Consider the following 23687-nt stretch of genomic DNA (forward strand, 5'->3'; position numbering starts at 1 on the left):
CGGCGGTGACCACCTCGGTGGTTGCCGCCGCTTTTTTAACCATCGACATCGAACTGGTGTTCGAGTTCTTGTCGGTGGGTCGGTTTATGTTGACTGCATGCTTTCGGGGGATGGCGTTGCAAGAGTGACCGAGACGGCTGATGCAGTCTCGGGGCATGCGGCTGGGCTGACGATCGAGTCCGCGTTTCTGGAGCGGGTTGTGGCCGCGCTCGAGGAACAGGTGGAGGTGCTGGGGCGTATCCAGACGGTGGGCGCGTCGAATGCAGACCGGCGGGCGCTGTTGGTGCGGTGCGAGGCGGTGAGCCGGTCGCTGTTCGGTCTCTCGCATACCTGGATTGCAGATCTGTTGGCGCAGAACGGGTTGGAGGTGATCGAGGGACCGGCGAAGCAGTCGCTGGCCACGTTGCTGAATCTGTCGCCGCACCACATCGACGAGTGGGCCGACGGTGGTGGCACCGATATCGAATCGTTGACGTTCGGGTGCGATGTGCATCATCGGTTGGTCGGGCCGCGAGAGCGCGATTGGGCGACGACCAAGGCGGGTTCGGGTCATCGGTACGCGGGGCGCACTCTCTGGCATCCCCCGGTCACGCTCGATCCCGCTCGCCGTGGACGGGTGAATCACTTTCACCACCCGAATGAGTACATCTATCCAGCAGAAGAGGGGCCGCAATCTGGCGCCTCGCACTGATCGGACAGGTGTGCGCAAAGGGCATTCGACCTGCGGAAACAGGTGACCCCAACAACGTCCGATATCTCTGTGAGGATTCATAAACCCTGCCCGGGCTCGAATGGACTTCTCGTTCCGTTCGAGCTGATAGCTTCCCCTACGCCGCACGAGGGGCGCGGCAGAAGGGGATGGTTGTGGCAGGCATGTCGATGCGGACCTCGGTCCCGGCGCGTATCAGCGGTGGTGTCCTCGGTGGTCTGCGTGTGTTCGGGCAGACGCTCGAACTCGGTGCGGCGGCGTTCCTGCATCTGTTCCGCGACATCGTGGCACTGCGACACCCGTGGCGAGACACCGTCGATCAGGCGTGGTTCGTGGTCACCGTTACCGTCGTTCCTGCGGTACTGGTCTCCATTCCGTTCGGCGTCATCGTCTCTGTCCAGGTCGGCAGTCTCACCAACCAGATCGGCGCCACCTCCATCGCAGGCGCAGCCGGCGGTTTGGGCGTGATCCGCCAGGGCGCACCGATCGTCTCCGCACTTCTGCTGGGCGGTGCCGCCGGGGCAGCGATCGCGGCCGATCTCGGCGCGCGCACCATCCGCGACGAAATCGACGCCCTGCGCACGATGGGTATCGATCCGGTTCGTCGGCTCGTCGTACCGCGGTTGGCTGCGATCCTCATCGTCGCCCCCTTCCTGTGCATCCTCGTCATCTTCATGGGCCTGGCCTCGGGATATGCGATCAACGTCGCGTTCCAGGCGGGCACACCTGGCAGCTACATCAGCTCGTTCGCATCGTTCGCCTCGGTCGGCGACCTCGTCGTCGCGCTGGTCAAGACCCAGATATTCGGCGTCATCGTCGTCATCATCGCCTGCCACCGGGGGCTGGGCGCGACGCATGGCCCGCGCGGGGTGGCCAATGCCGTCAACGCGGCAGTCGTACTCGGCGTCGTCGCGGCGTTCACGGTCAACGTCGTCATCACGCAACTGGTCGCGATGTTCATGCCCCAGAAGCTGGGCTGACCGGCCATGGCGACTCCATCGACCTACACGTTGCCCGGCACGGCCAGGCTCACTCGCGGGGTGCGCCGGGTAGCACGTATCCCCGGTGACCTGCTCGAGATGCTCGGGCATCAACTGACATTCTGTCTGAAGGTTCTGGGCGCGATTCCGCACACCGTGCGGTCGTATCAGCGTCAGACGACGTTGATTCTCACCGACATGATCTGGGGCAACGGCCGGCTGATCGTCGGGGGCGGGACGGTGTCGGTACTCGTCGTACTGGGTGTGGCCGTCGGCGCCTCGATCGGTATCGAGGGCTACAACTCACTGGGCACGGTCGGGATGGAACCACTGACCGGATTCGTCTCCGCCTACGCGAGCACCCGCGAGTTGGCTCCGATGATCGCGGCCATCGGATTCGCCGCCCAGGCAGGCTGCAGAATGACCGCCGAGATCGGAGCCATGCGGATCTCCGAGGAGATCGACGCTCTCGAAGCGCAGGGGATACAACCGATCCCGTTCGTCGTCACCACCCGCGTCATTGCGGGATTGGTGACGATCGTTCCGCTGTACCTGCTGACGCTCATTCTCAGCTATGTCTCCTGCGCTGTCGTGGTGAGCGTGGTGAGCGGACAGTCGGCGGGAACCTACGACCACTACTTCAGCGCCTTCCTTCAGCCCATCGACGTGCTGTATTCGCTGCTGAAGGCGGCGGTCTTCGTGGTGACGATCATCCTCGTCCACGGCTATCAGGGGTACTACGCCACCGGCGGTCCCGAAGGGGTCGGCCGGGCGTCGGGTCGGGCTATCCGCTCCAGTCTCATCGCCGTGGTGATCCTGGACATGATCTTGACGCTCGTTCTGTGGGGCTTCGATTCCGGCATCAGGATTTCGGGGTAGGGGAATGGCTGTCTTCGAGGATCTTTCCGGCCGCTCGGCCGGCCGCGCCACCCTGAGATCGAGGGGGATCGTCGTCGCGGCTCTGATCGTGGTGATCGCGGCCGTGCTCACCGCGTATGCGCGCGGAATGTTCGATCCGACATTCGATCTCACGATCGACGCGTCCGCAGTCGGTGACGGACTCACAGCGGGTGCCGACGTGAAGTTTCGGGGCGTCGCGATCGGCACAGTCTCCGGGATCGACACCGTCGGGTTCGACCGACAGATGCTGGAACTCGAGATCGATCCGCGCCAGGCCGGTGAGCTGACCGACACGATGCAGGCCCAGTTCTCCTCCTCCAACGTGTTCGGTTCCACCGCGGTGGAATTGGTGTCCGACGGCACCGGCAGCCCGCTGGCCGACGGTGCCACGCTCACGATCGGCCCGGGTGCGCGCGGTGCCACAGTCACCGGAGTGTTTCGGCGGGTGGCCGAACTGACCGAGGTGCTCGACTCCGATCAGGTCCAGGATCTGCTGGATCGCCTGGCCGACACCTCCGTCGACGTCAGCCGGAACCTCGAGCCCTACTTCGACACCATGCAGATGTTGGCAGACAACCAGATCGACACCACCGCCTGGAAGCTGCACCGGGGGGCCGAAATGGGGGACGGGCTCGACGATCTCGTCCCGCCGCTGCTCGATCTGATCACCGGTGTCGTCGACAAGAGCGCCTACTTCGAAGCCGAGGAGGATCGAACCCGGACGCTCCGGGCGATCGACGGACTCAGCAACCGCCTGCTCATACCGATCGGTGACCTGTTGAAAACCAGCAATCCCGATCTGACGACGCTGTTGTCCACGGTGCTGGATCTGCTGGTCCCCATCACTGCCTCGCTCGGTTCGCTCGCGCCGAGCTACGAGCGCGTTCCCGACGTGATCGACGGAATCTCCGACGCGTTCCCGCTGGTCGACGGATCACCGCAACTTCAGCTCGACGTCATCGTGCGGACCATGCCGAACATGGCCGGGCCGGTGGCCGCATACGTCGCCGAAGGGCAGGGACGATGATCAAAGTCGCTGCGACACTGACCAAGTTGGCGGTGTTCTTCGTGGTCACGGGTCTGTGTGCGGTGGTGATCGTGACTGCTCTGCGCACGCCGGTGCCCGGCCCCACCTCGTCGTACGCGGCCGAGTTCGACGACGTGTCAGGGCTCTACGTCGGCGACGATGTCCGAATGTCCGGGGTGCAGATCGGCAAGGTCACCGGGGTGGATCTGGACGGGGCGATCGCACATGTGTCCTTCTCGATATCCGACGGGCGGCCGGTGTTCGCCACCACCCAGGCCGCTGTTCGGTACCAAAACCTGCTCGGGCAGCGGTACGTCGAGTTGGTTCAGACAACCGAACCGGGACCGACACTCTCTGCAGGGGAGACGATTGCGCGAGAGCAGACGATTCCGTCGTTCGACATCTCCGAGCTGTTCCGGGGCTTCCAACCGATCTTCGACACACTCGATACGGCGGAGGTCAATCTGTTCGCGGAGAACATACTCCGGATGGTCCAGGGCGACGGCAGTGGTCTTGCCCCTGTCATGCGAGATATCGACCGCATCGCCGACTTCGCTGTCCAGCGCGAGGCGATCATCGGACTGCTCATCGACAATCTCGGTCAGATCTCGACGACGATCGGTGGAAAGTCGGCGGCCGTTGCCGATCTCATCGAGCAACTGACCAGTCTGGTATCGAGGCTCAGTACTCAGATGGAAGGGGTGCTCGGCGCGCTGGATCACGCCAACTACGGACTCGGGCCGCTGGTCGGGATCGCTGAGCAGCTGCGTGACGCCTACGACGAGGGGTACATGCCCATCGACGGACTGTTGCGGCGCTCGCTACCACAGACCGAACAGGTCACCGAAATCCTCGCTCTGACACCTGGATTGCTGACCGGATTGAACAGCAGCATTCCCGAGCCGGGTGCACAGACGTACTCGTGCAGTCGCGGAAGTCAGGAGATTCCTGGAATCGGACAGATAGTGCTGGGCAATCAGAAGCTGGTGGTGTGCCGATGATCGGGCGTGTAGTGCGCAAGGGTGTCCGCGACGAACAGTCGGAGAACAAGGCGCACTTGTTCTGGGGCACGGTCGGGGTGGCCGTCACCCTCGTGTTCGTGCTGGTTGCGGGGGCGCTCTACGCGATGCCGTTCGGTGAACGCACCTACACCGCCGACTTCGCGTCCGCGGCGGGAATGCGACCCGGGGACGAGGTGCGCATCGCGGGTATCGGCGTCGGTTCGGTGCGCTCGGTAGAACTCGCTGGCGATCACGTCGATATCGAATTCGGTGTTCGCAGCGATGTTTTCGTCGGCGCTGCATCCACGTTGACCGTGAAGTTGTTGACACCTATCGGCGGGCACTACATCATGCTCGATCCGGTAGGTGATTCCGAACTCGGCTCGGCGAACATCCCGCGCGAACGTACACGGGTTCCCTACGAGTTGTCCGACGTGATCGAGACGGCAACGCCGCTGGTGCGCGATATCGACGGGGACACCTTGCGTCGAACCGTCGCGGAAGTCGACCTTGCGCTGAGTGCACAGCCCGAGTCGACGCGGGCGATCGTGGACGATCTCACCTCGCTGACCGACGTGATCGCGCAACGGTCGGACCAGCTCGAGCGTGGCCTGACGGTGTCCGACGAATATGTCGGGGCGTTGGCCGCAGACCGATTGATGCTCACCGAACTGGTACGTCAACTCGGCACGCTGACCGAGGGATTCGGCAACAAACGCGACGATGTGGTCCGGGCGTTCAACCTTCTCGGGCGACTGTTTCTGCTGTTCCACCGGCCGGTCATGGCATTCGAGGAAGGGCTGGAGCCGTCGATCTTGCAATTGGAAGAAATCACGCAGAAGCTCTTCGCCCGGCTCGGCGATTTCGACGGCGCGATCACCCTGATGAAAGAGAGCTCGGACCAGCTAGCTTCGCTGCTCGCCGGAGGTGAAGGCCCTGTGATCGACCAATCACAGAGCACCGTCACCGATCTAGGGGTTTGTATCCCGGTGCCGGGAGGGCCGTGCTGATGAGACGAAGTATCGTCACCGCGCTGTCGGTGCTGACGATCGTGGCCGTAGCTGGGACGGCAGCCTCGGCGACCGGTGTGATGGACATACGCACACGCACGTCCAGCGTCTGCGCCGAATTCACGGACACCGTCGGTCTGTACGAGGGCAATTCGGTGACGATGCTCGGCGTCGAGGTCGGCACGGTGACCCGGATCGAAAGCGCGGACACCTCGGTGGTGGTCACCATGGACGTCGACGACACCGTCACGTTGCCCGCCGATGTCGGTGCAGTGACGCTGTCGAGCTCGATCGTCACCGACCGGCGCGTCGAATTCACTCGGCCGTACACAGGTGGGCCGAGCTTCGACCGTGCGAGTTGCATCCCGCTGGAGCGGACGAGAACTCCGCTCGGAATCAGTGAAACCCTCGATGCAGTGGAGCAACTCGCCTCGGATCTGCTGGGGCCGCCCGATGAGGACGGACAGCACGCCGAGGTCCTCGGCGATACGCTACGCGCAGTGGATGGCTCCTTTCAGGGCTCGGGCGCCCAGCTGAATGCTGCGCTCGAGCAGCTGGCGGAGCTGGTGGGCGAGCCTTCAGACCGCGATACGACCGTACGGCGGCTGATCGACAACCTCGACGGACTCATCGAGACGTTCGCGGTGAGCTGGCCCGACGTCGCGAAGCTGCTCGACAACCTTGCGGCCGGGATGATCACACTCTCGGAGTTCACCCAGGAGTTCGCGAGCGCGGTGCTGCTGACCGTCGACTTCCTACCCCCGCTCACTCGCACCATCGAGAAGTACGACGAGAAGGTCTACGGCGCGCTCGATCAGCTGATGCCGATCGTCGAAGTCGCACTCGGGCGGGTCGGTGACATCAAGGACATTCTCGAGCAGGTTCCGAGCGTCAGCGAAAACCTGATGACGATGTACGACAGTGATCTGCGAAGTGGCCGATTGATCTACCGTCCACCGCAATTCGAGATCGACACCAACTCGCCGAACGAGGTGTGTGCTCTCCTGAACACGTACTCGCCGACCTGCTCGGCGGACCAACAGCGAGGCGATGTCATCGATGTCGGACTCGTGCAGCTGATTCTCGGATCGGCAGGTTGGCGATGAGGCGAGTGGCAGCCGCGGTGTGCTGCGTGGCGGTGTGCTCCGTGGCGGTGCTCGCCGGATGCAGTGTCGAGGCGGTGGAGCTACCCGTCCCGGGCAGCTACGTCTCGGGTGAGAGTTATTCGATCGACATCGAATTCGCGAGTGTGCTGAACCTACCGAGCAAGGCCAAGGTAGTCGTCGGTGGCGTCGACGCGGGAATCCTGGACACGGTGGAGTTGGTGGGAACCACGGCGGTGGCGACGGTGGACCTTGCTGCGGCGGTGCGTCTGCCGAAGAACACCGTCGCCGAGCTCAGGCAATCGACGATCCTCGGAGAAATCTACATATCGTTGCTGCCGCCCCCGGGTCCCGAAACAGGTTCTGACGCAGGTTCCGACAGCGACACCGATCTACTTCGGGACGGGGACGTCATTCCCCTCGCACGAACGAAACCAGCCGACAACGTCGAGGACGTCCTGCGCGGTCTGTCCAACGTGGTGACCGGAGGCCACTACGTGCAACTGCAGGAGGCGGTCGGCAACGTCAATGCCGCTGTGCCCTCCGATCCTCGAGACTTCGACACGGTCAACACGGCAGCGCGGGCGGCACTGACCGATATCGCCGACAACACCGCTGAGATCGACCGGATACTCGCTGCGGCAGAGGGAGTGTCCAACTCCATCGTCGAGCGTCAGGCCGGCGTCGATCGCATTCTCACCGTCGGGCCGCAGCGGGCAGGAGGACTGTCGGAGGTGCTCTTCAGCGTCGTCAACCTCATCTTCGCGCTCGGCTACATGTCCGAGAACATCGGCGACGTGCTGGGTCCACCGTACGAGGAGCTCAGCGAGGCCATCGGTATCCTCGCGCCCGCCCTGGTCACCATCGGCAACGCGGATTCGACCGTTCCGATGAACGTGGAGAAAGTCAACGCGTTGCTGCGCGATCGGCTCGTCCCGTACTTCCAATCGGTCCCGAATGTGGCCGTGCGTTCGGTGTCGGCGGATCAGGGCGCAGTCGCGCGAGCCGACGAGATGATCGGAATCCTCCGTGGGATAGGGATAGTCAAGTGAAACCGTCGACAGCGCTTTCCCTCGTCGCGCTCGTGGTGCTGACCCTTGCCGGAGTCGGGTACCTGACAGTCGGGGTGCTCGACATGGATCCGCGGCGAACGACGCACCACGTGACCGTCCGCATGGACACCTCGGGTGGATTGATGGATTCCTCGGCGGTGACCTCACGCGGTATCCACGTCGGATCCGTCGAGCGAATCTCGGTCACGGCAGGAGGTTTGGAGGCTCGTATCGCCCTCGATGCCGGGCATCCCGTAGCGGTCGACTCCGATGTGTACATCGCCAACCTGTCTGCGGCAGGAGAGCAATACATCGATATTCGTCCACGGACCGCCGGCGGCCCGTATCTCACCGACGGCGACGTGATCGAATCGGATCGTGTCATCGCGGCAGCAACGGTGAGCGAGGCACTCGCGATGGGTGACGCACTCGCCGCGCAACTGGACGCGAACGCGCTGACCTCGCTCGCCGCGACCGCGACCGAGGCGGTCGAGGGTCGTGACAGTGACATCGATCGACTCGTCGAAACCTTCGGCTATCTGGCGGCCACGCTGCGCGACAAGAACACCGAGATCGAGAACCTGTACGACAACGCCCAGCAGGTGGGGCGCGACGGATACGGCTACGGACCGGTGCTGACCGAATCCGCGCCCAAGGTGGGCGCAACGGGCGCCGGAGTGGCCGAACTGCTCGAATCCTTCAACAAGTTCTCCTACGTGGCCTCGGATGTCTGGGTTTCCCCGCTCGGTCCGCTCGTCGAAAAGATCGACGGCTATCTCACCCCGGTCACCCCGGACATGGCGCTGATCGCCGCACTGCTGAAGCCGTACACCGAGCCCATCAAACCCTTACGCTTCGACGCAGGTTCGATCGTCGACGTGCTGAACACCGTGTTTCCGCCCGGAGGGCCGGCCAAGCTCTCGGTGGAGATACCGAACTGAACGGAGCACCCCTCATGACCGTCGAGACACCAACCGAAGCCACCTCCACCGCTCGCACGCGGCTGCCGCTGCTGCTGGGAATTATCGCGCTCGTCGCTGTGGTGCTGGCTGTCGTATTCGGGTTTCTGTGGCGCGCCGCGGCGAGCGACCTCGCTTCGGCGCAGGCTCAGGAGCGAGATCGGCAGATCGCAATCAACACCGCTACGGATTACGCTGCGCGGTCGCTGACGTACGACTATCGCGATCTCGACGCCTTCTTCGAGGGTGTCGACGAAGGGGCCTCGCAGGGCTTGCGTGATCGGTACGACGGTGTGCGCGATGCGCTGACGACCATCATGACCGAATCGCAAGTGGTCGCGACAGGTGAAGTGCTCTCCGCAGCAGTCGATTCCGAAGGTGGAGGCGAATACAAGGTGACGGTGTTCGCGCAGCAGACCACGCAGAACGTGCAGCAGCCCGATGCCGGTGCGGTTCCGAACCTGCTCACGGTGACGGTGACCGATCAGGACGGGTTGTGGACCGTCAGCGACTACGGACCGAAGGCCTGACCGGTCGCGGGTTCGGTTGCAGGTTTGGTTGCACTGACGAACTGCGCCAGCCCTCGGATCTCCTGTTCGATCTCTGTCATCCCGGCGCTCGCGAAGATGGACGGAAAGGTGTCTCTGTCGAACATCGTGACTCCGATCCGTCTCGAGCCGGCCCGCAGCAACGTCCGCACCGGCGCGGCTTCGCGGCCATAGCTCGTCATGATCGCGATTCGGCCTCCCGGACGTAGGACTCGCAGGAGTTCCTGTGTCACGGTGAAGGGTTCGGGCACCAGGTAGAGCGCGGCGTAGCAGCACACGGCGTCGAATGTGCCGTCGGCAAACGGGAGTGCTCGAGCATCTCCGCGGGCGTAAGCGGCGTGCGGGCCACGATTGTCGCGGACGGCACGCAGAATCATCGGCTCGGAGATGTCGAAACCGAGCGCGACGCCGTCTCCGGACAGATGGGTGGACAGGTGCTTGGTGAAATTGCCCGGTCCGGAGGCTACATCGAGGACGGTCATATCGCCGGACAGTCGCAGATCGGCGACGGCTTTGTCGCGCTCGGCCGTCATCGACAAGCCGCCGAGGCCCATCATCGCGACCCCGGCAGGGCGCCAGAGCTTTTCGTAGATGGAAGCCACGACGCGGCTGTTCATCGCTCGGCTCGCTGCGGTGGGAGACGGAGCTGGGGTGCCTCCGAGCAGCTCCGCGTAACCGCGGGACAGCTCGACAGATGCGCGGGCGTCGGGTTCCATCAGCGCAACTGCTCGGTCCAGGGCATCGGCTGCGTCCGAGACGGGAGCCGTTCCAGCGTCGGTCTCGCCGCTGTCGCCACTCTCGGTCTCGCCGCTGTCGCCATCGACGGGGTAGGGCGGCATTCCGGCACCCTGAAGCCGGTACCGACCCCAGAAATCGACTTCGCTGACGGTGACAGCGCCCTCGCCGGACTCGGTTCGCAGAGTGCCCGAACGGTTGCGCCCGCCGCATTCCGCCATGAACGCATCCAACTCGTCGTGCGGTCGGATTCGCCCGTACCACCGGTAGCGTCCGTCGATGGGCTGTGAATGCCCCCGCAGATCGACTTCGACGTCGAACCGAGCCGGAGGCGTCGCGAAGGTCAGCGTCGCGTCGCCTCGAAAATCGGGCTTTCCCGACAGATCGCTCACAGGTGCTGCTCTCCTTCTGTTCGCGAGAACGCGGTGTGCATGGGTTGATCGGTGTCCACAGTGACGCCTGCGAGTGCGCACGAGGAGTTCATCAGGCCACGTATCAACGAGGCGACATAGGCCGTGAAGGTTTCGATGGGCATTGCCGGTTCGGAGTGTGCCGAGTCGCCCAGCCACCAGTCGGTAGCCGAGGCGACGGCACCGAACGCGGAATAGGACACCATTTCGACTGCCGCGCCGTCCAATTCTCGTGCGCTGGTGGCATCTGCGAACAGATGCGCGAGCCGACTCGCGGCCAGGCGCGCGGACGCGAGCGTCGGGTCCGGTCTCGCATGCCTGTCGGTCGCGCGCTGGGTGAAATGACTGTGCACCAGAAATCGGAACAGGTTGGGGTGTTCGGCCACGATGACTGCGTACTCGCCCGTCCCCTGTTCGACGAGAGCTGATACCGAATCTTCGAAGAGGTTCACGCTGAGCAGTATTCGGTCCCACAGCATGTTCTGGACGTGATCGACGATGGCCGCGTACAGGTCGGTCTTGGCGGCGAAGTGTCGATAGAGTTTGGGCTTGGAGGCACCCGCAGATTTCGCGATATCGCCCATGCTGACATCTGGGCCGAACTGCTCGATGGCGGTGAGTGCGGCTTCGACGAAGCTCTGGCGCACCGCGAGTCGGTGTTCGCGCCATCTCTCGCTGCGGGCGTCGACCCGCGGTAGAGACGACTCGGCATGGTTGTTGGGGTTGACATGCTCGGTGACCTGAACCACACTTCGATAGTACCCATTACCGCTGGTACTGGCTACCGGGGGTTTCGGGTACTGATCGGTGCGTTCTTCGGGCGTTGTCGGTAGTTTGTGGTTCGGGAATTGGGGGATTTCGGTGCAGCACATCGGCGATCACGAGGGGGATCTGTCATGAATCCGGTGGAGGCCGCGCGGCCCGCTCTCACGACGCAGGACGCCGTCACCGTCAGGGCGCGAACGGTCGGTCCACGGGACAAGACGGCTCGGCGTCTGCTGAAGTCCACCGCGGACAAGTTCTACGACGCCGAGGTGGACATCGACTGGGACGCACCAGTGGTGGAGGGCAAGAAGTGGCTCCCCGATCATCGAATCTCGCTCTACGGCACCTCGCTGTGGAACAAGCTCGATGAGGAGCAGCGACGAGAACTCGGCCGGCACGAGATCGTCAGCATCCTCTCGTTCGGGATCTATGCCGAGGGGTTCTTGAGTACGAGCCTGTTGCGAGTGTTCGGGATGGGATCGCTTTCGGACCACTCGCTGTATTCGATCGCCGAGGTGGGCGAGGAATCTCGGCACTCGATCATGTTCGGGAAGCTCATCGAAAAGGCGGGTATCGAGCCCTACCTACTGCCGAAGTTCTCGTTGACTCTGGTCAAGCTCGGGCAGTTCCTTCCGATCGGTCCGGCCACGTACGGCGCGACTTTGCTGATCGAAGAGGTGCTCGACCGCGCGCAGCGCGAGATCCAGAACGATCCGGAGATGCAACCGCACCTGCGCCAGCTGATGCGTATCCACGTGGTGGAGGAATCTCGGCACATCACCTACGCGCGCGAGGAACTCGTCCGCGGCATGCGGTCGATGAATCGGTTCAATCGGGCGCTACACCGGGTGATTCTTGCGGCGATCGCGAATGTCGCCTATCCCTCTCTCGTCAATCCCCGGGTCTATCGAGCAGTCGGTATCAACCCGATTCGAGGCAGCCTCACTGCGATGTTCAGCACCACGTACAAGAACAACGTGCAGTTCATGTCGGAACCGATGGTGAGGTTCTTCGCCGACGCCGGGATGTGCGAGGGCTTCGTGACCCGCAGATTGTGGCGGATGACCCGCGCGATGCCGGACGACCTCCTATGAGTTCACGTGCGGCACGAGTCCACTTCGATCCGCACGTCGATATCGACTGGGATGCACCCTGGCAATTCGAGATGTTCGCGTTGCCGCCCACGTCGGTGTCGTTGTACGGCACACGCAGGTGGAGGAAGCTGACGCCGGAGCAGCAGCGAACCCTCGCGCTGCACGAGGCCGTCAGTGGGTGGAGCACGCTCGCGTACCTCTCTGCGATTCTCTCGGGCAACGAACTCCGGCGAGCGGCTGAAGAGGGTCTGAACAGCGCGGCATCGAGAAGTGCGCTGCTCGAGGTTGCGCGCGGATCTCGGGCGACAATCACCTTCGGTCGGCTCGTGCGGGCCACCGGGCTGGAGCCGTACAAACCGCCGCGCGGCACCGAGACGGCTGCCAAGTTGTTGGCTTTTCTGCCGCTGGGCTCGGCGTCGTATGCCTCGACGCTGCTGGTGGAGGAGACGTTCATCCGTGGCATCGAGAGCGTCGTCGAGGACCCGGACATCGAACCGCACGTGCGTCAGGCGGTGAAGATATATCGCTTCGAGTCCGAGGAGCGGTTGAGCTACGCACGATCGGAAGTCGCTGCCGCGCAGTCGAGATCGGGACGGATCGAGCGAGCTTTCAACCGAGTGCTGCTCGCGCTCCTCGCAAACGTAATACTTCGGTTGAACCTCTCGCCCGCGGTGTATCGCTCGGTTGGGTTCTCGCCCGTGCGGGGGCTGATCGCGTCGAGGCGAGTGCGCCGCAACCGCAGGATCGACACGGCCGCGCCGGTCGTCGAATTCCTCGATTCGGTGAATTTGCTCGACGGCATGATCACCTCGTCATTGTGGACGCTCACCGGAGTTGCGTCCGAAAGGAAGATTTCGTGACGGTACATCGCACCGGGATCCTCGTCATCGGGGCAGGATTCTCCGGACTGGGCATGGCAATTCAGCTTCGCAAGCGAGGGCGCACCGACTTCCTCGTGCTCGAGAAGTCGCAGGCGCTCGGTGGTACGTGGCGCGACAACACCTACCCAGGTTGCGCCTGCGACGTTCCGTCGCACATGTACTCGTTCTCCTTCGAACCCAATCCGGACTGGTCGCAGATGTGGGCGCAGCAGCCCGAGATCAAGAGTTACCTCGACGGGTTGGGGGAGAAGTACCGGCTCGAGGAGAACATCAGGTTCGGTGTCGAATGTGTCGGTGGGTACTGGGACGAAGCGCAGTTGCAATGGCACATTCGTACCGCCGACGGCGACGAGTACATCGCGCAGTTTCTGGTTTCCGGCATCGGGGCCCTGCACATTCCGAATGTTCCGGAGTTGAACGGTATCGACTCGTTCGCCGGTGACACCTTTCACTCGGCCCGCTGGAACCACGATGTCGATCTGACGGGCAAGAAGGTCGCCGTCATCGGAACCGGCGCCAGTGCAGTCCAGTTCGTTCCCCGTATCGTCGACACGGTCGGAGAACTGCAGCTCTATCAGCGCACACCCGCCTGGGTGCTGCCTCGCAGCAACTACTCCATACCGGGCCCGGTGCGGCGGATGTTCCGCCGGGTACCGCTGTTGCGCAGGGCATTCCGCACCTCGGTGTACCTTTCGGCCGAGTGGCTCGCTGTTGGCTTGAACGGTCACGTGAATCTGCTGCGTCCGATGGAATACGCCGCACGCAAGTACATCGAACGCGAAGTGAAGGACCCAGTTCTTCGACGCAAACTGCTGCCCGACTATCGAATCGGGTGCAAGCGAATCCTAGGTTCGGACTCCTACTACGCTGCGCTCGCTCGTTCCAATGCCGAGGTGATCACCGACGGGATCGAGGAGATTCGAACGGGATCGATCGTCGGGTCCGACGGAACCGAACGCGATGTCGATGTGATCGTCTACGCCACCGGCTTTCACGTGACGGACGGGTTCGAGTCGATGAATGTGGCCGGGATCGGAGGCCGCGAACTGGTCCCGCACTGGCAAGAGAACGGGATCGAGACGTATCTCGGTATCGTGACTGCCGGCTTCCCCAACTCGTTCTTCCTCCTCGGCCCCAACACTGCCCTGGGACACAACTCTGTGGTGTTCATGATCGAACAACAGATTCGGTACGTGTTGGAGGCGATCGAGTTCGTCGAGGCTGGGGCGGCCGGTGCACTGACCGTGCGTCCACAGGTTCAGCGCCAGTTCACCTCCGACATCGCCCGCAAGCTGTCCACGGGAGTGTGGTCCACCGGCGGCTGCACCAGCTGGTACCTCGATTCGCACGGGGTGAACCGAACCGTGTGGCCGGGCTTCACCTGGCAGTACTGGTTGCGAACCAGGCGTTTCGTCCCGTCGGAGTACGAGTTTCTGTTTCCCGCACGCGTCGGGCGCCCGGTGGACGAACCGCCGGACGCCGACTCACTCGTCGAATCGAAGGAAGTGTCCGCATGAAGAACTTCGACGACAAGGTGGCCGTGGTCACCGGCGCCGGGTCGGGAATCGGCCGCGCGCTGGCTCTGGATCTCGCGGGTCGGGGCGCGTATCTGGCCATCTCCGACGTTCATCCCGCCGGTCTTGCCGAGACGCATGCGCTCTGTGAGCAAGCTGGCGCCCGCACGGTGTCGTTCGAACTCGACGTATCCGATCGGGCTGCCGTTCACCGGCACGCCGATGCGGTGCTGGCCGAGTTCGGCCGAGTGAACCTGGTCGTCAACAACGCGGGGGTCGCACTCGGTGCCGACGTCGTGGACATGACGTGGGACGACTTCGAGTGGGTCATGAACGTCGACTTCTGGGGCGTCGCCAACGGAACCAAAGCATTTCTCCCCGCGCTGATCGAATCCGGTGACGGTCACGTGGTGAACATCTCCAGCGTGTTCGGATTGATGGGGATTCCTGGCCAGAGCGCATACAACTCGGCGAAGTTCGCAGTGCGCGGCTTCACGGAGGCGTTGCGTCAAGAAATGAAGATCGCTCGTCATCGCGTCGGTGTCAGCTGCGTGCACCCCGGAGGTATCAAGACCAATATCGTCGCCAACGCACGCGGTATGCAGGACCTCGGCGATCGCGACGAGGTCACACGGCGTTTCGAACAGATCGCGATGACCACACCCGCCAAGGCGGCGCAGGTCATCCTCGCCGGTGTGGAGCGAAACAAAGCCAGGATTCTCATCGGTCCCGACGCGAGGGGATTCGATCTCGTTCCGCGTATCGTCGGCCCTCGGTATCAGGACCTTCTCGCGCCGCTGTACCGGGCGGGGCGTTCGGCCCAAAGCAAGATGGGTGTGGGCGAGCGGTAGAGGGCTCGGCTCACCGATTACGTGCGTGCGCGAGCCACGCTTGCTCGTCCGCGCCGATGGCGGTCGTCGGGGGGTCTCCGTAGATCCATTCGCGCGCGATGCGATGCCAGTTCGCGGTCGCTTCCAGTTGGCCGAGCACTCCGAAGGTCAAGAAGTCGGCGCGCCGCGAGAAGAGGTGCTCCGGCGGCAGGTACTGACTCTTCATGCCGGCGAATCGACCACCCCGTGGATTCACTGCGAGCAGCAGTCCGCTGGTCGCGAGCGATGGTGTGACCGTGAGCATTCGGTCCACCAGGTTCCACTCCGACGCTGCAAAGGTGTACTCGAGGCACTCGTCGGCGGTGACACCGGCATCCGGATCGACGATGCCGCGGGCAATCATCGCCGCCAGCAGATCCTCGCCCCGCTCCTCGGCTGCAGCGCGCAGACAGTCGATCTCGAACTCGACGTGTTCGTGCAGCATTCGGTTGTACAGTCCGAAGTCGATGAAAGCCACTCGGCCGTCCTCGCAGAGAAGCACGTTGCCCGGGTGCGGGTCTCCGCAGAACTCGTCGAACCTGTACAGCGAACCCACATAGAAGCGGTAGATGATCTCGCCGATCCGATCGCGTTCGCCGGCGTCGAGATCCCGGATCGAGTCGAAGCGGCGACCTTGGACGAATTCCGTCACGAGAACGCGTGGGCTGCACACATCGAGGATGGCGTCGGGTACGAAAACGGACGGATGGCCGGCGAATCGTTGCGCCAAGATGCGTTGCGTACGAGCCTCTTCCGTGTAGTCGAGTTCTCGTTCGAAGTGAATGCGGAGTTCGTCGATGAGTGCGGGAGCGGAGAACGACGGCATGGATGACCGCCAGAACTTGAGGAACAGCGCGAGATTCTTCATATCGGATTCGATCGCGAGGTCCACGCCCGGGTACTGCACTTTCACCGCCACCTCGCGTCCGTCGTGCAAGATCGCTCGATACACTTGGCCGATCGATGCAGCCGCGATCGGTGTCTCGTCGAACCGCGCGAAAACCTGGTCGATCGAGCGGCCGAGGTCTTTCTCCACGACCCACCTCATCGACTCGAAGTCGACGTCCGGTGCTCGGTCGCGCAGTGCGGCGAGTTTGTTCTGGAAACGCTCACGGTGCTGCTCGGGGACCAACGCCAAGTCGAGCACCGACAGCATCTGCCCGATCTTCATGGCGGCGCCCTTCATACCGCCGAGAACGTTGACGAGTTGATCCGCGGCCTGAATCGAGGACTTCTCGGCCAGCAGTGATCGCATTTCCTCGGAACGAGAGACCATCGACATCCGCGTCCCGGCGGTGCGAAGTGCCGCACTTGCAGCTGCTCGACCCAATCGGCTCCCGCGTGCGATGCGCGAGGTCGGAATGGGGCGACTGCGGGGGCGTTCGGGCACCTTCGGCTCCGCTTTCGTGGCAGGGTGGGGTGGGCCTAGAAGTCACGCTCGATGCGCAATGTTGCGATGGTGGTGGCCAGAGAGTCGTATTGGCCTACCAAGAGCAGGAATTCGATCAGTTGGCGATCGTCGAACTCGCCCGCCAGCGCTGCCCAGGTCGCGTCGGACAGGTTCTTGGTGTCCATCAGTTCGTCGGTCGCCGTCAGGATTTTGCGATGCCGCGGCGTCAGTCCGGGGGCCTGCGGGCCCTGTTTCACCTGCGCCAGGAGCTCCTCGGTGACACCGAAGCGGGCGCCGATCCTACGGTGATGGTCCATCTCGTATCCGCAATCGCGCAGGTGGGCAACGCGGTTGATGATCAGCTCCGTTTCCTTGCGAGAGATGCGTCCCCCCGGCATGAGTTTGCCGCTGTAGAACAGCCAGCCGCGAAACAGTCCTCGGGTCCGGCCCAGCGTGCTGAACAGATGTGCATCGGGGGTTCCGGCGACCTTCGACAGTATTCGGCACAGAACCCAATTGATCGGACCGAGTTGGCTGAACGAACCGGACGGGATACGTGGTGTGCTCATCCGAGCGACGCTACCTGCGTGCGCTCGCGCACACCAGGACCCGCGCACATACCAGGAAGATGTGACGGTCAGGAGTACGAGAGCACGAGCGCGGCCGCATCACCCGGGTGGGTGTACGGCCACCAGTGCTCGGCATCGACCCGAGTGACGCGCAGACGCGGAATCCAGCGATCCAAATCCTCCGCAAGATGTTCGGACAGAAAACGGTCACGGCGGGGAACGACGACGGTGGTGGGCACCTCGCACCTGGGGGCAGGGCCGGCAGTGAGGCGCCGCAGGATGTTCGCGCGGTACAGAGCGACACCGCGTTGCTGATCGGCCGGATCGGGTACCGGTGCGTCCTCGTTGCCGAGCGAGGAGAACAGGTGCGGGACGCGGCCACGCAGCACGGGAACGTGAAATCCCCAGATGTACCAGGAGCGTCCGAGTTGTGTTGCGAGCGAGGGCCATCGGGTGGGGCGTAGCAGCCAGGACCGGGACAGCTCGCGCATGTGATCGAGGCTCGGTCCGGACACCGACACGTACGAGGCGAATGCCTGTGCTGCCCGCGGCGAGGCCATCGCCTCCCACATCTGCACCGAACCCCAGTCGTGCGCGAGCACGTGGACCGGGCCGGCGCGGTCGGGAATCGAGTCGACCACGGCGAACGCGTCGGCCGCCAAACGCTCGATCGAGTAGTTCGACAGACCGTCGTCGACGACGGTCTCACCTCCGCCTCGTGTGTCGTAGGCGATGATGCGGGCTCGATCGCCGAACTCTGCGATCAAGGGGTCGAAGACGTGGTGGTCATCGGGATACCCGTGCACCAGCAACACGGTCGCGTCGGCGCTGCGATTGCCGTATTCGAACACCGCGATTCTTGCGCCCGGGGCTTCTACGATCCAGTCAGCCATTGCTTTACACTGCCTCGATTCGAGTGTGGACGGTTCCGGCGCGGAGCATGTGTGCAATCATCTCGAGCCGCATGTCCTCCTGTTCGGGCTGGGGATGGACGACGGCTGCGAGCGCCTCTCCGTCGAGCAGATGGACGACGGAGAAGATGACGGTATCGAGCTGGCGCGGATCGATGGCTGCGGCCACAGGTAACGTTCGGGCGAGTTCTGCTATCTGCGCGTGATATCGAACGGTGAACGGGATGAGTCGCTCTCGTAGCTCGGCGTCACTACGGGCGGCGATCAGCAACTCGTACCAGGCGCCGTTGATCGGAGCGCGACACGCGGCGCGGAGCAAGGTGAGGCACTGCTCGATCGACGCACCCCCGAAGGCGGTGATCCCGGCGCGAAACTCGGAGAACTGGCGCCTTCGGACCTCGTCGGCGGCCGCGACGAGGAGGTCGAGTCGGGTGGCGAAGTGGCGGAACAGTGCACCGGAGGACAGTCCAGCGCGAGAAACGACTGCACTGACCGTTGTTGCTGCATAACCTTTTTCGCACAACGAATCGATGGTGGCGTCGAGCAGCTTGCCGATTGTCTGCTCTCGGCGCTGCTGTTGGGTTCGGCTCACGCGCGAACCCGGCGCCGGGGGGTGCTCGGTACACCCGCGCGTAAGAAGCTGCCTGCGCGCTCCGAGACCCCGAACCACGGCGCGAACACACCGTCGCGGTAGACGATGCGACCGGCGACGAGCGTGGCCGTGACCGCGCGATCGTTGCGATTGACCATTCGGCTCAGGCCGCCGAACTCTGGCATCGTCTCCTCCCGGTAGGCGGTGACCTCATCGGTCAGCCCGCTCGGGTCGACGACGACGATGTCTGCGCGATCACCGACCCGCAGGTGGCCCGCGTCGACGCCGTAGAAATCGGCGAGTTCGGCGCTGAGCTTGTGCACCGCCTTCGCCACGCTCATGAACGGTCGACGGTCGCGCTCGGCCTCGTGCACGCGGTGCAGCAGCCTGATGCCGAAGTTGTAGAACGCCATGTTGCGCAGATGCGCGCCCGCGTCGGAGAAGCCGACGGTGACGCCGGGGGAGTTGATCAGCTTGTCCATCTGCCGTTTGCGGTGGTTGGCGATCGTGGTGTGCCAGCGAAACTTCCGGCCGTGCTCGACCACGAGGTCCAGGAAAGCGTCGACGACGTGGATGCCTCTTTCGGCGGCGACCTCGGCGACGTTCTTACCCACCACCGACGCGTCGGGACACTCGGTGATCTGGGCGTCGGCGAAATCCCGGTGCCAGACGCGGGAGCTGAACTTCTTCTCGAAATCGGCGCGGAACCAACGGCGATACGCCTCATCGGACAACAGTTCGTTGCGGCCGAGTTCCTCCCGCAGATGCAGGGCGGCTCGGCCGGAACCGAACTCCTCGAAGACGACGAGATCGATGCCGTCGGAGTACACATCGAACGTCGTGGGCAGGTGCTGCCAGCGGAACAATCCCCGACCGGGGCCGTTCACCAGTCGCGCGAGTGGCCCGAAAACATGATGAATCCAGGGTGATGCCTTGGGGTCGGCCGCAGCGAGCAGTGAGACCTTGAGCGGGGATCGACCCAGTCCCGTTGTCGCGGCGAGGAAGAACGCCATGTCGTACTTGGTGTTGAGATTGGGGATGCTCTGCAGGAGGCGGCCGCGTCGGCGCAGGATCTTGTGCAGCGCACGAAACTCCGACCACCGCGCGTACGAGGACGGGAGCGAACGGGAGCGGTACCGATCGCCGTCGAGCTTGTCCCACGGATTGGTCATCGTGGACATGCCGAGCAGGCCGGCGTCGAGGGCCGAGTTCAGCGCGTCGGCCATCGCCTTCGATTCCTCGCGCGTCGGCTTCTGGCTCCGGTCGGTCGACCGGTCGAGGCCCATGACGTGGGCTCGCAGATCGGAATGCCCGACGAGCGCGGCGATATTGGGGCCCAGCGGTAGACGTTCGAGCGCGTCGATGTACTCGTCCGGACCCGACCATGTCTTGTGCGTGTCGACGGCTTTGAGGACGTGGTCGCGTGGCAATGCCTCGACGCGGCTGAACAGGTCGGCGATGTCCACGGGTGTCGAATACAACGTCGAGAGCGAGCAGTTGCCCAGGAGCACGGTGGTGACCCCGTGTCTGACGGATTCTTCGAGGCCGGGGCCGACCAGAACCTCGGCGTCGTAATGGGTGTGGACGTCGACGAAGCCGGGCATCACCCACCGGCCGGTCGCGTCGACAACCTCGGTCGAGGCCGAGATCTCGAGCGGGTCGGTGGACACGGCGCGCACGACGCCGTCGGCGATGCCGACATCGGCGCGGACTCCGGGACCCCCGCTTCCGTCGTAGACCGTCCCACCGGTCAGTACTACGTCGTAAGAACCGTCAGCGCGCATGTGACCTCCATCACCGTCTACCTCGAAGGCTAACTTAGAGAGTGGTTGCTCGCAATATCCGTCGCCCAACCCCTCGCTGAGGCTAGTGTCAGCGCCATGACGACCTTTGACGCCGACGTGGTCGTGGTCGGCAGTGGATTCGGCGGCTCCGCGACCGCGCTGCGGCTCACCGAGGCGGGCCACCGGGTGATCGTCCTGGAGCGGGGCCGACGGCTGAGCGACGACGACCTGCTGCGCGCCCGCAAGGACCCTCGGGCGTACCTTTGGCAACCCGCAGCCGGCATGCGTGGCTTCTTCTGGCAGCGCATCTTCAAGGACGTCGGCCTCATCGGTGCCAACGGCGTCGGCGGCGGCTCGATCGTCTGGGCCGGCGTGCTACTCGAGCCCGGCGAGACGTTCTACCGCGACGCGGCGTGGGCGCACCTCGCCGACGACTGGAAGGCCGAGCTCGCCCCGCACTTTCAGCGGGCGGCCCGCATGCTCGGCCGGGTAACCAACAGCCACACCGGCCCGATGGACGACTACCTTCACCAAGCGGCCCGCGCGGTCGGCGCCGAGCACACCTTCGGACCCGTCCCCGTCGCGATCCACTTCGGTGCGCCGGGTGTCACCGAGCCGGACCCGTTCTTCGGCGGCGAGGGACCTGAACGTACGGGCTGCAAGTTGTGCGGCGAGTGCCTGCTCGGCTGCCCGTACGGCGCGAAGAACCAGCTCACTCGCAACTACCTGCACCTGGCCGAGCGGTACGGCGCAGAGATCCGCGCCGAGCACGACGTCACCGCGATCACCCCGCTCGAGGGTGGCGGCTACGAGCTCACCGTCGGGCACCCATGGAAGCGCGGAGTCCGGCGCGCGCCGGTCCGCGCGCGCCGGGTCGTGCTGGCCGGCGGCGTGCTCGGGACGCTCGACCTGCTGTTCCGCTGCCGCGACGAGCTCGGCACCCTGACCCGCGTGTCGACCCAGCTGGGCCGGCACGTGCGCACCAACAGCGAAGCGCTGACCGCGATCCAGCAGCCGCCCGGGCAGGACCTCTCGTACGGCCCGACCATCACCACCGACTTCCACCCGGACGCCGACACCCACGTGACGCAGAACCGCTACATCGGCGGCTGGCACATGCGCCTGCAGATCGGCCCCATCATGGACGGCCACCAACCCCTGCTGCGGGCGGGCAAGACGCTCGGCGCGATGCTGCGGCACCCGTTCCGGCAGCTCCGAGCCATGGTGGCGCGCGACTTCGAGCAGCGGATGACGGTGCTGACCGTGATGCAGCGGCTCGACAACGAGCTCGCGTTCGAGTTCCGCCGGTCCCCGTTCCGGCCGTGGCGTCGGGTGCTGCGTTCCCGCTCGGTCAAGGGCCACGAAGCACCAAGCTTCCTGCCGGTTGCCAACGAGGTCACCCGCGCGTACGCCGAGGCGTCCGGCGGCACGCCCTTCAACCTGATCGGCGAGACCCTCGGCGGTCTGTCGGTGACGGCCCACATCCTGGGCGGCGCCGCGATGGGCTCCGACGCGACGGAGGGGGTCGTCGACGCGCACCACGAGGTGTTCGGCCACCCGGGCCTCTACGTTGCCGATGCCAGCACGATCCCGGCCAACCTCGGCGTCAACCCGTCGCTGACGATCACCGCGATGGCCGAGCGATTCGCGGCCGGCTTTCCGGACGCACCGCCGGACGCGGAGCGCCGCGAGCCGATAGATGCCCTCGCGGACGGGAGGACCTCATGACGATCCACGACCACACCCTGCGCAAGCTGGGCCGGGCCTGGGGGACGCTCGCTACGCCACAGCTCACCGACCTGGTCGGCGATTTCGAGGCTTCGTACGTCGGCCGGCCCCTGCGGGCCGTCGCGCCGCGCGGGCTGGCGCTGGTCGGGCTCCCGCGGTGGTATGGCAAGCGGTTCGCCGCGTCACCGAACCGTCCCGGGACGCTCGACGGACAGAACCTCCTACGGCCCACGCGGGGAGCAGGACTCACCGAGACCCTGCCGATGAGCGCGGCGATCGGATCCTCGCTCGCCGACGGCCGACCCGCGCTGCTGGTGACGTACCCCGCCGACGGGCCCCGGCCATGGCGGTGGGTCCGCGACGAGTTCCGGCCGTGGCACCCGGACGGGGTCCTGCTCGGTATGACGTTCGTCGACGTCCCCGGCCTGCGCCGCGCACCGGGCACCCCGTTCGTGCTGACCCGCGCCCGCACGGGCTAGGCGCGCACTGCGTCGGCCATGGAGGCGGCCTGCATCGCACGGGCAATGACCCGATCGCGCGAGGCGTCGATGTGCTCGAGCAAGGCGGCCAAGGCTTGCTCCAGGTTCCCCTCGACCAGCGACTCGCCGATCGCGATGTGCTCGTCGACGAGTGTGCGGATGGCCTCCTCGTTGGTCGGGCCGAGGACTCGCACCGGGCGGATCTTCGCGTTCACCGTTCGCAGTGCGTCGCAGAGCGCTGTGTTGCCCGAGGCTGCGAGGAGAGTTGTGTGAAACTGCTCGTCCATCTGAACTATCTCGCTCTCGTCCGGCAGCAACTCTCGTGCCCGGCGCCAAGTCTCCAGTTCGACGGTGATGGACGCGGTATCGTGGCGCAACGTCGAATCCTCGATGGCCCGGGCGATTCCGCGTAGTTCGAGAGTGCGACGCAGCTCGTACAGATCTGCCAGGTCGTCCACCCGTGGCCGGTACGGGTGCACACCGTCCTCGCCGCGCACGACGAGTCCGTCGGCTTCGAGTCGGGCGAGCGCCTCACGCACCGGAGTGCGTGAGACGCCGTACAGCTCGGCCAGTCGCTCTTCCCCGAGGCGTTCGGTGGCCGTGATGGCGCCGGAGATGATGTCTCGGCGCAACGATGTGTAGACCTTCTCGCGAAGGTCGGTGCGCGCCATGGGTTT

24 protein-coding genes are annotated in these 23687 nt (G+C 64.6%); 16 read left to right on the forward strand and 8 right to left on the reverse strand.

Annotation, left to right across the window (positions count from 1 at the left end; genetic code table 11):
• Positions 1 to 124: 124 nt before the first annotated feature.
• The 10 genes from J1M86_RS26240 (at position 125) to J1M86_RS06540 (ending at position 9271) form a co-directional block, all read left to right on the forward strand.
• On the forward strand, positions 125 to 691 hold the full coding sequence (locus J1M86_RS26240) for an HNH endonuclease (RefSeq protein WP_241259711.1): 567 nt from the start codon (positions 125 to 127) through the stop codon (positions 689 to 691).
• 182 nt (positions 692 to 873) lie between these two features.
• Positions 874 to 1689: an ABC transporter permease gene (locus tag J1M86_RS06500; RefSeq protein ID WP_206509959.1), complete on the forward strand. Its 816-nt coding sequence runs from the start codon at positions 874 to 876 to the stop codon at positions 1687 to 1689.
• A gap of 99 nt (positions 1690 to 1788) precedes the next feature.
• Positions 1789 to 2568 (forward strand): ABC transporter permease, encoded by a 780-nt coding sequence (locus J1M86_RS06505; protein ID WP_241259781.1) that lies wholly within the window; start codon positions 1789 to 1791, stop codon positions 2566 to 2568.
• Positions 2569 to 2572: 4 nt separating this feature from the next.
• A complete protein-coding gene (locus tag J1M86_RS06510) occupies positions 2573 to 3616 on the forward strand; it encodes an MlaD family protein (RefSeq protein ID WP_206509272.1) in 1044 nt (347 codons plus the stop codon).
• Positions 3613 to 4617, forward strand: a complete 1005-nt coding sequence (locus J1M86_RS06515; RefSeq protein WP_206509273.1) for an MlaD family protein — start codon at positions 3613 to 3615, stop codon at positions 4615 to 4617. The genes J1M86_RS06510 and J1M86_RS06515 overlap by 4 nt, the downstream gene beginning before the upstream one ends.
• Complete coding sequence (locus J1M86_RS06520; protein ID WP_206509274.1) at positions 4614 to 5627, forward strand: MCE family protein; 1014 nt, start codon at positions 4614 to 4616, stop codon at positions 5625 to 5627. Before J1M86_RS06515 ends, J1M86_RS06520 begins: the two co-directional genes overlap by 4 nt.
• Positions 5627 to 6733 carry an MCE family protein gene (locus J1M86_RS06525; RefSeq protein ID WP_206509275.1) on the forward strand — a complete coding sequence of 369 codons (1107 nt, stop codon included), beginning with the start codon at positions 5627 to 5629 and terminating at the stop codon, positions 6731 to 6733. The genes J1M86_RS06520 and J1M86_RS06525 overlap by 1 nt, the downstream gene beginning before the upstream one ends.
• Entirely contained in the window at positions 6730 to 7782 is a 1053-nt protein-coding gene (locus J1M86_RS06530; protein ID WP_206509276.1) for an MlaD family protein, read from the forward strand. The genes J1M86_RS06525 and J1M86_RS06530 overlap by 4 nt, the downstream gene beginning before the upstream one ends.
• Positions 7779 to 8723 (forward strand): MlaD family protein, encoded by a 945-nt coding sequence (locus J1M86_RS06535; protein WP_206509277.1) that lies wholly within the window; start codon positions 7779 to 7781, stop codon positions 8721 to 8723. Before J1M86_RS06530 ends, J1M86_RS06535 begins: the two co-directional genes overlap by 4 nt.
• A gap of 14 nt (positions 8724 to 8737) precedes the next feature.
• Positions 8738 to 9271 (forward strand): hypothetical protein, encoded by a 534-nt coding sequence (locus tag J1M86_RS06540; RefSeq protein WP_206509278.1) that lies wholly within the window; start codon positions 8738 to 8740, stop codon positions 9269 to 9271.
• Here J1M86_RS06540 and J1M86_RS06545 read toward each other — a convergent pair.
• Both J1M86_RS06545 and J1M86_RS06555 read right to left on the reverse strand, forming a co-directional pair.
• Positions 9253 to 10416, reverse strand: coding sequence for a DUF4873 domain-containing protein (locus J1M86_RS06545; protein ID WP_307786543.1), 1164 nt, complete (start codon positions 10414 to 10416; stop codon positions 9253 to 9255). The two genes, J1M86_RS06540 and J1M86_RS06545, sit on opposite strands and share 19 nt — an antisense overlap.
• Entirely contained in the window at positions 10413 to 11183 is a 771-nt protein-coding gene (locus J1M86_RS06555; RefSeq protein WP_075839160.1) for a TetR/AcrR family transcriptional regulator, read from the reverse strand. Before J1M86_RS06555 ends, J1M86_RS06545 begins: the two co-directional genes overlap by 4 nt.
• Before the next feature lie 147 nt (positions 11184 to 11330).
• Here J1M86_RS06555 and J1M86_RS06560 point away from each other — a divergent pair, with 147 nt between their 5' ends.
• From J1M86_RS06560 to J1M86_RS06575, 4 genes are read left to right on the forward strand one after another with little or no spacing between them, the layout of a single operon-like run.
• Entirely contained in the window at positions 11331 to 12293 is a 963-nt protein-coding gene (locus tag J1M86_RS06560) for a diiron oxygenase (protein ID WP_206509279.1), read from the forward strand.
• The gene (locus J1M86_RS06565) at positions 12290 to 13153 is read left to right on the forward strand and encodes a diiron oxygenase (protein ID WP_206509280.1); all 864 of its coding nucleotides are present in this window, start codon (positions 12290 to 12292) and stop codon (positions 13151 to 13153) included. Before J1M86_RS06560 ends, J1M86_RS06565 begins: the two co-directional genes overlap by 4 nt.
• Entirely contained in the window at positions 13150 to 14691 is a 1542-nt protein-coding gene (locus tag J1M86_RS06570) for an NAD(P)/FAD-dependent oxidoreductase (RefSeq protein ID WP_307786545.1), read from the forward strand. Before J1M86_RS06565 ends, J1M86_RS06570 begins: the two co-directional genes overlap by 4 nt.
• Positions 14688 to 15539 (forward strand): SDR family oxidoreductase, encoded by an 852-nt coding sequence (locus J1M86_RS06575; RefSeq protein ID WP_206509281.1) that lies wholly within the window; start codon positions 14688 to 14690, stop codon positions 15537 to 15539. Before J1M86_RS06570 ends, J1M86_RS06575 begins: the two co-directional genes overlap by 4 nt.
• Positions 15540 to 15549: 10 nt before the next feature.
• On the opposite strand, the gene J1M86_RS06580 is transcribed toward J1M86_RS06575, so the two are convergent.
• The 5 genes from J1M86_RS06580 to J1M86_RS06600 form a co-directional block, all read right to left on the reverse strand.
• Positions 15550 to 16947: an AarF/ABC1/UbiB kinase family protein gene (locus tag J1M86_RS06580; RefSeq protein ID WP_307786547.1), complete on the reverse strand. Its 1398-nt coding sequence runs from the start codon at positions 16945 to 16947 to the stop codon at positions 15550 to 15552.
• Positions 16948 to 16982: 35 nt separating this feature from the next.
• Positions 16983 to 17516, reverse strand: a complete 534-nt coding sequence (locus tag J1M86_RS06585) for a carboxymuconolactone decarboxylase family protein (RefSeq protein WP_075839164.1) — start codon at positions 17514 to 17516, stop codon at positions 16983 to 16985.
• A 68-nt stretch (positions 17517 to 17584) separates the two neighbouring features.
• Complete coding sequence (locus J1M86_RS06590) at positions 17585 to 18409, reverse strand: alpha/beta fold hydrolase (RefSeq protein ID WP_075839165.1); 825 nt, start codon at positions 18407 to 18409, stop codon at positions 17585 to 17587.
• Positions 18410 to 18413: 4 nt separating this feature from the next.
• Entirely contained in the window at positions 18414 to 19019 is a 606-nt protein-coding gene (locus J1M86_RS06595) for a TetR/AcrR family transcriptional regulator (protein WP_206509282.1), read from the reverse strand.
• A complete protein-coding gene (locus tag J1M86_RS06600) occupies positions 19016 to 20803 on the reverse strand; it encodes an amidohydrolase family protein (protein ID WP_206509283.1) in 1788 nt (595 codons plus the stop codon). The genes J1M86_RS06595 and J1M86_RS06600 overlap by 4 nt, the downstream gene beginning before the upstream one ends.
• A 96-nt stretch (positions 20804 to 20899) precedes the next feature.
• Here J1M86_RS06600 and J1M86_RS06605 point away from each other — a divergent pair, with 96 nt between their 5' ends.
• Positions 20900 to 22531: an FAD-dependent oxidoreductase gene (locus J1M86_RS06605; protein WP_206509284.1), complete on the forward strand. Its 1632-nt coding sequence runs from the start codon at positions 20900 to 20902 to the stop codon at positions 22529 to 22531.
• On the forward strand, positions 22528 to 23010 hold the full coding sequence (locus tag J1M86_RS06610; RefSeq protein WP_206509285.1) for a hypothetical protein: 483 nt from the start codon (positions 22528 to 22530) through the stop codon (positions 23008 to 23010). The genes J1M86_RS06605 and J1M86_RS06610 overlap by 4 nt, the downstream gene beginning before the upstream one ends.
• On the opposite strand, the gene J1M86_RS06615 is transcribed toward J1M86_RS06610, so the two are convergent.
• Positions 23007 to 23681, reverse strand: coding sequence for a GntR family transcriptional regulator (locus tag J1M86_RS06615; protein ID WP_206509286.1), 675 nt, complete (start codon positions 23679 to 23681; stop codon positions 23007 to 23009). The genes J1M86_RS06610 and J1M86_RS06615 overlap by 4 nt on opposite strands.
• Between the last annotated feature and the right edge of the window lie 6 nt (positions 23682 to 23687).

The organism is Rhodococcus sp. KRD197 (genome assembly GCF_017168235.1).
Lineage (GTDB): Bacteria > Actinomycetota > Actinomycetes > Mycobacteriales > Mycobacteriaceae > Rhodococcoides.